An 8,212-nucleotide genomic window follows, 5' to 3' on the forward strand; every position below is an offset into this window, starting at 1 on the left:
GGACCTGATCAACGGGATCAACCCGGGATTCCTGGAGCTCGCCGCCTCCCGCGGCGCGACCCGCGCCGCCGGCGGAAAGACCACCCTGCACAGCGGCACGGTGACGGTCCCGGTGCTGAGCGAGCGGCAGGCCGGGATGTTCTTCGAGATGCAGGAGGACCGTGCCGGTGATGTCACCGTCCCACCCGGCGCGGCCGGGGTCGCCGTCGCTGAACAGCCCGGTCAGGTTGCAGTTGATTTCGTCGCCGTCGCGCGTGATGTCCGGCGCCTGGTGCGGTGATGTCCGGTTTGACGGCTCGGTCGATGAGGCGCGGGCCCCGGCTGGAGAATTTAGCCAGCTCGTCGTTCCGGTCCACCACGCCGACCGTCAGCGCGGCGCCGGCGCTTCCGGGGTTGAAGATGCCCTGGCTTCCCACGTTGCCGGCCCCGATGACGAACAGGCTTCCGGTCTGCTCACTGAGGGTGTTCACCGCCTCCTCGAACACGTCCAGGCCCGGCGTGTCCGTCCCGCCGAGGCTCATGTTGATCACCGTTGCCTTGATCTCGTTGGCCGCCCACTCCATCCCGGCGATTATGTCGGTCGTCCGGCTTGTCCCGACGTCTCTGAGGACCTTGCCGACGGCGATCTTGGCGTCCGGGGCGACGCCCCGGTACCTGCCACCGGAGGCCTGGCCCGACCGCACCGGTGGGGCCGTGATTCGGGCGGTGCACGGGCTGGGTGGGGTGGGCAGGCGCACGCTGGCCGCGCCTTGGAGGAGCGGGCGGCTTGGGCGCGGCGGTGGCCGGCCGTCCATGCCGGCCGGCTGGTGGTACTCGACAACGTCACCCACTCCGCCGATGTGGCCGGACTGGTGATCTGCCGCTGGCGGTCAAACAGGCCGACGCCCACATGCGCCAGTCCCATCGGCCAAGGGATGCGTCAACGCCGAGCTTCTCTGCCCTTCATGCGCTCAGGTACATCAACACCGCCCGGACGCGGCGGTGTTCATCGGTGGCGGTGGGCGGGAGGTCGAGTTTGGTGAAGATGGCGTTGATGTGCTTGCCGATCACTTTCTCGCTGACCTTCAGCTCGTTGGTGATCGCGGTGTTGGAGCGGCCTGCGGCCATCAGGGCGAGGATCTGACGTTCGCGAGGAGTGAGGCGGTTCAACGGGTCGTGGTGGCGGGTGAGGAGCCGACGGACGACTTCGGGGTCGATGACGCAGCCGCCGGCCGCGACCCGCTCGACGCCGTCGACGAACTCGCTCACCTCCAGGATGCGATCCTTGAGCAGGTAGCCGACGCCTCCGGAGTCCGTGGACTCCAGCAGCTTGGCCGCATAGGCGGTGGCCACGTACTGGCTGAGGATCAAGACGGGCAGTCCGGGGTGCGTGCGGCGCAGGGCGACGGCGGCGCGCAGGCCCTCGTCGGTGAAACCCGGCGGCATGCGTACATCGGTGACAACGATGTCGGGAGACTGCTCGGCGACGGCGGCGGCCAGTGCGTCCGGGTCGGCGACGGCGGCGGCCACCTCGTGCCCGAAACGGGCCAGCAGCGCGGCGAGCCCCTCGCGGAGCAGCAGCGCGTCTTCGGCGAGCACTATGCGGAGCATGGCAGCTCCAGGCGGACGACCGTCGGCCCTCCAGGCGGGCTGGTCACGGTGATGGCGCCGGCCAGTGCGTCGACTCGGTCGCTCAGGCCGGTCAGTCCGGTACCGCGGGCCGGATCCGCCCCGCCCCTGCCGTTGTCGCGCGTCTCGACGGTCAAGGCGCCCCCGGTGACGCGGCCGGTCACCTGGATCTCGGTCGCCGCGGCGTGACGGGCCGCGTTCGTCAGGGCCTCGGCGATGACGAAGTACGCCGTCGACTCCACCGGCGCGGGCAGTCGTCCCGGCAGGTCCACCTCCACGCTCACCGGTACGGCGAAGCCGCCCGCCAGTTCGGCTACCGCGGCGGCCAGGCCCAGGTCGGTGAGCACGCGCGGGTGGATTCCGCGGACCAGCTCACGTAGCTCCGCCAGAGCCGATCGTGCCTCCTCGGCGGCTCGGGCGAGCAGCGGCCGGGCGGCGTCGGGACCGTGCTCCAGCTCCAGCTGAGCCGTGACGAGCGTCATGCCGAGCCGCAGCAGCCGCTGCTGGGCGCCGTCGTGCAGGTCCCGCTCGATGCGACGGCGCTCGGACTCGAAGGCGTCGATCAGGCGGGCGCGGGAGCGCATCAGTGAGCGGACGCGGGCCTCGGCTCCCGGGCAGAGCAGCAGCCGGGCCAGCGCGCCGTGCACCAAAGCGGCGACGGCCGTCGTGTACGCCAGGAGGACGGCCGTGGCCAGAACGGCCAGCGCCGCCCCACCGACCAGCGGAACCGCCACCTCGCCGCCGACGTCGGCCCGCGCCGCCGGCACAAGTGGCGCCGAGCCGCCGACGGCCGAGGTGGCGAAGTTGGCCACGCCGCTCAGATAGATCAGCGCCGGGGCCCACCCCAGCAGCACCGCGATGACGTTCACGACCAGCAGCACGCTGCCGTGCAGCACCAGATAGGCCAGTTCGCGCCAGGTGACCGCCTCGGTGTGGCGGGCTCGTAGCCACGCGGTGACCGTGGCCCGGTCCGGCGGGCGGTGCGGGTCGGACAGGGCGGGGCCGCCCAGGAACGACACGCGTCGCCGTTCGACCGCGACCAGTGGGTGGGTGAGTACCGGCGTGAACACGAACGCGCCCGCCACCAGCGCCACCGGCACCCACACCATGGCGATGACGCCGCTGGCCACACCGGTGAGCACGTAGGCCACGGTGCGCAGCGGCCAGGTGGACACCAGGAAACGTAAGGGGTCGCGGCGCAGCGCCTCCGCCACTGTCACGTCCATGGCCGCCACCCTACGAGGTAGGGCCTGCCCACCCACGCGACTGGGGGCAGGGACTCCTGTGCTCACCTGCCGATCCGCCTTTGATGGTCCTCGACCGAGAAGGAGGAACCATGGCGGGATTCAGGTACATGCTGGGCACGGTGCTCACCAGCGCCGCGCTCGTGCTTCCGGGAGCAGCCGCCGGCAGCACGCCGGCGATCGAATGGGCGCCGTGCGCGGACAACCGGACCGTGGAGTGCGGCCTGCTGCGCGTCCCAATCGACTGGGAGCGACCGGGCGGGGCGAAGTTCGGGCTGGCGGTGGCCCGGCACCAGGCCACCGATCCGGGGCGGCGCATCGGCGTCCTGGTGGTCAACTTCGGCGGCGGGCCGGGGACCGAGTTCCTGCAGGGCGAGGCGGGCACCTATTTCAGCAAGGAGATCCTGGCCAGGTTCGACGTCGTGGGGTTCGACCCGCGTGGCGTCGGGCGCAGCGGCGCGGTGCGATGCTCGGCCGACATCGTCCGCCGCGAGCCGCTGCCGGAGCCCCGCGACCAGGGGGACTTCGACCGGCTCAAGGCGTACGCCGCCGAGCTGGCCGCGGACTGCCGACGGCGCACCGGCCCGGTGGCCGACCACCTGGACACGACCAGCGTCGCCCGCGACATCGACGCCATCCGGGCCGCGCTCGGCCAGCGCAAGATCAGCTACTACGGCATGTCCGCCGGGACGCTGGCCGGGCAGGGGTACGCCGAGCTGTTCGGGCGGAACATCCGGGCGATGTCGCTGGACAGCAGCGTCGATCACAGCCTGCCCACGGGGCGCTTACTGATCAGCCAGGCGGCGAACGTCGAGGACTCGTTCCGGGCGTTCACCCGCTGGTGCGAGCGGGACCGGGCGTGCGCGTTGCACGGCCGGGACGTGCCGCGGATCTGGGAGGGCCTGATGGCCAGGGCCGACCGCGGCACGCTGGGCGACCCGGCGCTGAAGGGCCGCGTGCTGAGCGCCTACGACCTGGCCACGGAGGCGCACCTGGGCGGGTTCATGGAGCCGTCCTACACATGGCTGGCCGAGCGGCTCGCCTCGCTGGAGTCCGGAAAGCCGGGGCCGCGCGGGGTCGTGCGCGGGCTGCCGGGTCCCGAGGTGCGGGAGATCGAGCATCCCGCGCCCGCGGCATGCCAGGACTGGCGGCTGAAGATGCCCGACTACCGGCGGTTCGCCGCCTACGCCGAGCGGATGCGCCAGGTCGCACCGCACATGCGCACCCATCCCGACACCCAGGCCTTCGCATTGACCTGCGCGGTCTGGCCGGTAGAGCCCAATAGCCCGCAGCACCGCCTCAAGCCGGCCACCGGTACTCCCCCCATCCTGCTGATCAACGCGCGACACGATCCGGCGGCCGGACATCGATGGGCCCTCAACGTCCGCCGCCAGCTCGGCCGGAGCGCGGCGCTGGTCACCTACGAGGGCGCCGGGCACGGCGCCTACCAGCGCACGGCCTGCACCCGGCGGACGGTCGATGACTACCTGCTGCGCCTGCGCGTCCCGGCCGACGGCTCGAGCTGCCCTGCCTCCTGATGTCACCCGCCTGACATCCGCCGGCGATATGGGCGAGACATTGGAGGACTGGGCGCTGTTGGCCCTTGTACCGATGCCGTCGGCTCCAGGTCTTCAGGCAAGGTTGGGTTTCGCTGCGATCCAGGCGCGCAATCGTTCGGTGAGGGCCTGGTCGTGGAGGCCGGGCAGATGGTGGGCGGCCGCGCTGATGAGGTTCTTCGCCTGCCGCGAGGTGCGGATCGCCGGGAGGTTGCCAGGGCTCAGGACGCAGCGAACCTCTGCCTGGTCGAGGGTGATGGGGATGGCGCTGGGGCAGCCGCGGACGATCCGGTCCGCGGCCGGCAGCACCTCGGCGAGCTCGGCGGCGTCGCCGTCGTAGGAGCCGACCCGGACAATTACGAGAGATCGAAGGGGGCGGGGAAGTGGCCTTCCCAGATCTGGCGGGATGCCTGTTCGGGGTAAGGCAGAGTCTTCGACTCGGTGTCCAGGACGCGGGTGAGGTTCCCGCCGGGCCGGTGGGCGGACCACCCTGCGTTGCCGGTGGTGACGAAGCGGACCCATGCCTCCTGGAGTTCGCGGGAGAGCGCGACGGCCTCGGAGGTGGGCTCCTCGCCGATGAGCTGGGTGCCGACGGGGCTGTCCAGCGTGCCGAACGCCAGGGGCACATCGAGGCTGTGGCAGGCACCCAGGATGCCGCCGAGGGCCGGGGCGACCCAGCACAGTTCGAACAGGTACGAGGTGCCGCCGGCCGCGGCGTTCGCCTCGGCCAGCTTCTGTGACGGCATGCGGAAGAGGGCGTCGGAGTACACCGTCTCCACCAGCTCCTCCGGGCCTGCCTGCGGGAACGCGGCACGGTAGGCCCGCGCGCCGTCCGGCTGCGGGGCCTGCAGTTCCAGGGCTGCGTGGGCGTCCTCCTCGGTGAAGGTGCCGTACCGTCCGCTCATGACGCTGAAGTACCGGAACTCGTCCCGGGTGTGGCCGACGAGCAGTTCGGTCCCGCTCGCGCGCGCGCCGGTCAGCGCGGGCCAGGGCGTTTCCGGGAGGACCTCGCCGTCGACGACGGGGCACAGCGCAGTGCCGGTCTCCGTGAGGCGTCCCCAGCTCTCCCGGTGCGCGTGGAGGCCGGCGTTGAAGGAGGTGAGTTCGGCGGCCAGGTGCCATGGGTCGATGTCGCGCAGGGCCTCGGCGGTGGGGGCCGCCGCGCCGAGCCGGTCCGCGAACGCGGCGGTGACCTGCCGTGCCAGCGCGGGGGTGCTGTGCAGCCCCGGCACCGAATGGGCGATGGCCCGCCGGAACAGGCCGCGCGCCGGCTTCATCGTCAGCAGGGCGGCGACCGACCCTGCCCCGGCGGACACCCCGGCCACGGTGACCCGGCCCGGGTCGCCTCCGAAGGCGGCGATGTTGCGCTGCACCCACTCCAGCGCCGCGATCTGGTCGAGGAATCCGCGGTTGGGCGGCGCGTCGTCGAGGAACGCGAAACCCTCCGCGCCCACGCGGCAGTTGATGGTCACCACGACGAGTCCCGCCTCGGCCAGCGCTGCCGGGTCGAACATCGGGTCGCTCGACGCCGCCGAGAGGTAGCCGCCCACGGGGATCCACACCAGCACCGGCAGTCCCGCCGCGCCGGGATCCGGAGTGCCGACGTTGAGCGTCAGCCAGTCGGGGCCCTGCGGGGGCACGTCGATCGGCAGGGACAGCGGCACCACGGGGCCGAACTCGACCGCCTGCCTCGTCCCCTCCCAGCGGTACGGCGGCGCGGGCGCGGCGAAGCGGAGCGCTCCGACCGGGGGCTGGGCGTAGGGGATGCCGCGGAACACCGCGTGCCCCTGCCGCCGGCGCCCCTGCACCACGCCTTCCGTGGTCCGCACCTTTGGCTGTTCGGACATGACGATTCCTTCCCTCGATTGGATCCCAGGGTTACGGGTCAAGTGTATTATGTCAACTGTATTGGAACAGTCCCGAGGTACGAGGGAGTGGCCGGCGATGCCGAAACAGGTGGATCACCGCGGACGCCGCGAAGCGATCGCCCGCGCACTGTGGCGGGTGGTGGACCAGCGCGGCGCCACACAGCTGACGATGCGCGTGGTGGCGCAGGAGGCGGGCATGTCACTCGGGCAGCTGCAGCACTACTTCGCCTCCCGGACCGCCATGCTCTCCTTCGCCATGGACTTCGCGTCCGAGCAGACATCGGCGCGCGTACACCAGGGGCTCGAAAAGCTCGGTGACCGTCCGCACCCCCGTGACGTGCTGCGACTGACGCTCGCGGAAATGCTCCCCCTGCATGCCGACGCCCGCGCGACCAGCCGGATGAGCGCCGCCTACGCCCTGGAGGCGCTGCACGACGAGGCCGTGCACGAGCAGGCCCGCCGCGGCCTCGTCCAAGGGCGGGCCCTCGTCGAGCAGTTGGTCCGCCAGGCGATCGCCGACGGGCACATCGACTCCGCCCACGACCCGGCGACCGAGACCAACCTGCTCCTCGCCCTCACCGGCTTCACCTCCCTGATCGAACTCGACGTGATCGAGCCCCAGGACGCGCTCGCCGCGATCGACGTGCATCTGGACCGGCTGTTCAGGAGTACGTGACCTGCCCCCCGGACACGGGGGCGGGTGTGAACAAGATCAGCTCTAGGCTAGATCACCCGCAGCCACGCGGAACGTGGCGCGCAACGGATCGTCGCCGACACGGACGCGGGCAATGTCCCGATGGCCCGCGCCTTCGAACGCGCCGGCTACCGCAATTTCGCCATCCGCCTGGTCCTGTCCCCTCTCCCGTCCCACACCTGATCGATCGCCTCACCCCTGGCCGACCGCCCGGCGGCGAACGCGTCCGACCGGCCACCAGTGCAGTGACCACGAACGTTCACCGTGTTCAACCGTCGCCCTCTTTCGACCTCGACCTGGCCATGGCGATCCTGTCCGGCCCGCTGTACTTCCGGCTCCTGATCACCCAAGAACCACTGACTCATGAATACGTCGACCGGATCCTCGACGCCCTCCTCACCGGGATCGGCCCCACCCCATGAGACACGCCCGAACGGCTCCTGGAAACGCAATCCTGAGCTCGATCACAGAGGGCTACGTTGGGTCCGGCGGCCGGTCGTCGGACAATGTGTCGGCTGTCTCAATCGGTCGTGCTGGCGTGCGCGGCGATGATTCGCCAGCCGTTCGTCTCGTCGTACAGCCAGGTGCGGGTGTAGCGCATCCTGGCCGCGAACGGCGTACCGGAGACGGTCCCTTCGACGGTGCCGAGAAACCACGTCACCCCGGTGTGCCCATCGGCGAGCACGGTCAACTCCTCCTCGACCAGCTTCGTCATCACCTGCGCCCGAGTGCGGTGCACCTCCAGGTCGTCCGCCTTGGTCGCAGTGTTCGCACCGAAGGTAAAGATCAGCCGATCATCCAGCAGCCGATCCAGTGCCTCGACATCTCCAGCGAGCTGTGCGGCCTGGAGTCGGCGCTCAGCGTCCCGCAAGTCCTCCATCATGAGATCCACCCTCCCAGCCGACGCCGTATCCGCGCCAGGACGTTCACGCTCGGCTGATCTTCGCAGTCCGATCCAGGGACTCCGATCGTCGGCGAGTGGGTGCCGGATTCAGAAGGCTTCCCGGCGGGCCGTTGAAGTGGTGCGTGGCAACACCGGCCGCAGGATCGTCGCGGGCAGTCCCAGGGCGCGGATGTAGGACTCGATCGCCGCCTTGCTCTCGAAGTGCTCGATCCCGGTGTGCCGCTCGGCGCCGCCGACCGAGCTGTAGACCAGGTGCCCGACACGCAACGACCGCACGTTGCTCCAGGCCGCCCGCGACGTGCTCGCCGAAGACGGCGCGCACGCGTCCGTCGCCGCCA

Annotated in this window: 10 protein-coding genes; 4 read left to right on the forward strand and 6 right to left on the reverse strand. The window is 71.1% G+C overall.

What is annotated here, in order from left to right:
• On the forward strand, nt 1-280 hold a 280-nt coding region (locus P3X83_RS42855; protein WP_277311204.1), incomplete at its 5' end, for a hypothetical protein.
• A 662-nt stretch (nt 281-942) separates the two neighbouring features.
• Here P3X83_RS42855 and P3X83_RS42860 read toward each other — a convergent pair.
• The gene (locus tag P3X83_RS42860) at nt 943-1,590 is read right to left on the reverse strand and encodes a response regulator transcription factor (RefSeq protein ID WP_277311205.1); all 648 of its coding nucleotides are present in this window, start codon (nt 1,588-1,590) and stop codon (nt 943-945) included.
• Nucleotides 1,578-2,834: a sensor domain-containing protein gene (locus P3X83_RS42865; protein WP_277311206.1), complete on the reverse strand. Its 1,257-nt coding sequence runs from the start codon at nt 2,832-2,834 to the stop codon at nt 1,578-1,580. The genes P3X83_RS42860 and P3X83_RS42865 overlap by 13 nt, the downstream gene beginning before the upstream one ends.
• A gap of 110 nt (nt 2,835-2,944) precedes the next feature.
• On the opposite strand from P3X83_RS42865, the gene P3X83_RS42870 reads away from it, so the two are divergent.
• Nucleotides 2,945-4,390 carry an alpha/beta hydrolase gene (locus P3X83_RS42870; RefSeq protein ID WP_277311207.1) on the forward strand — a complete coding sequence of 482 codons (1,446 nt, stop codon included), beginning with the start codon at nt 2,945-2,947 and terminating at the stop codon, nt 4,388-4,390.
• Nucleotides 4,391-4,483: 93 nt separating this feature from the next.
• On the opposite strand, the gene P3X83_RS42875 is transcribed toward P3X83_RS42870, so the two are convergent.
• Entirely contained in the window at nt 4,484-4,717 is a 234-nt protein-coding gene (locus tag P3X83_RS42875) for a hypothetical protein (protein ID WP_277311208.1), read from the reverse strand.
• 47 nt (nt 4,718-4,764) lie between these two features.
• Nucleotides 4,765-6,255, reverse strand: a complete 1,491-nt coding sequence (locus P3X83_RS42880) for a carboxylesterase family protein (RefSeq protein WP_277311209.1) — start codon at nt 6,253-6,255, stop codon at nt 4,765-4,767.
• Between the two features lie 97 nt (nt 6,256-6,352).
• On the opposite strand from P3X83_RS42880, the gene P3X83_RS42885 reads away from it, so the two are divergent.
• On the forward strand, nt 6,353-6,952 hold the full coding sequence (locus P3X83_RS42885) for a TetR family transcriptional regulator C-terminal domain-containing protein (RefSeq protein WP_277311210.1): 600 nt from the start codon (nt 6,353-6,355) through the stop codon (nt 6,950-6,952).
• A gap of 26 nt (nt 6,953-6,978) precedes the next feature.
• Nucleotides 6,979-7,392, forward strand: a complete 414-nt coding sequence (locus P3X83_RS43405; protein ID WP_346742796.1) for a TetR-like C-terminal domain-containing protein — start codon at nt 6,979-6,981, stop codon at nt 7,390-7,392.
• Between the two features lie 98 nt (nt 7,393-7,490).
• On the opposite strand, the gene P3X83_RS42895 is transcribed toward P3X83_RS43405, so the two are convergent.
• Together P3X83_RS42895 and P3X83_RS42900 are read right to left on the reverse strand one after the other, a co-directional pair.
• Entirely contained in the window at nt 7,491-7,853 is a 363-nt protein-coding gene (locus P3X83_RS42895; RefSeq protein WP_277311213.1) for a nuclear transport factor 2 family protein, read from the reverse strand.
• A 108-nt stretch (nt 7,854-7,961) separates the two neighbouring features.
• Nucleotides 7,962-8,212 (reverse strand): NmrA family NAD(P)-binding protein (locus tag P3X83_RS42900; RefSeq protein WP_277311212.1); only part of this gene is annotated, 251 nt, incomplete at its 5' end.

Source organism: Spongiactinospora sp. TRM90649, from assembly GCF_029382225.1.
GTDB lineage: Bacteria > Actinomycetota > Actinomycetes > Streptosporangiales > Streptosporangiaceae > Spongiactinospora.

Excerpts from the sequence above, each read along its gene's own strand:
- P3X83_RS42895 (WP_277311213.1), bottom strand. The coding sequence starts at position 7,853 with ATGATGGAGGACTTGCGGGACGCTGAGCGCCGACTCCAGGCCGCACAG.
- P3X83_RS42870 (WP_277311207.1), top strand. The coding sequence starts at position 2,945 with ATGGCGGGATTCAGGTACATGCTGGGCACGGTGCTCACCAGCGCCGCG.
- P3X83_RS42880 (WP_277311209.1), bottom strand. The coding sequence starts at position 6,255 with ATGTCCGAACAGCCAAAGGTGCGGACCACGGAAGGCGTGGTGCAGGGG.
- P3X83_RS42865 (WP_277311206.1), bottom strand. The coding sequence starts at position 2,834 with ATGGACGTGACAGTGGCGGAGGCGCTGCGCCGCGACCCCTTACGTTTC.
- P3X83_RS42860 (WP_277311205.1), bottom strand. The coding sequence starts at position 1,590 with ATGCTCCGCATAGTGCTCGCCGAAGACGCGCTGCTGCTCCGCGAGGGG.
- P3X83_RS42885 (WP_277311210.1), top strand. The coding sequence starts at position 6,353 with ATGCCGAAACAGGTGGATCACCGCGGACGCCGCGAAGCGATCGCCCGC.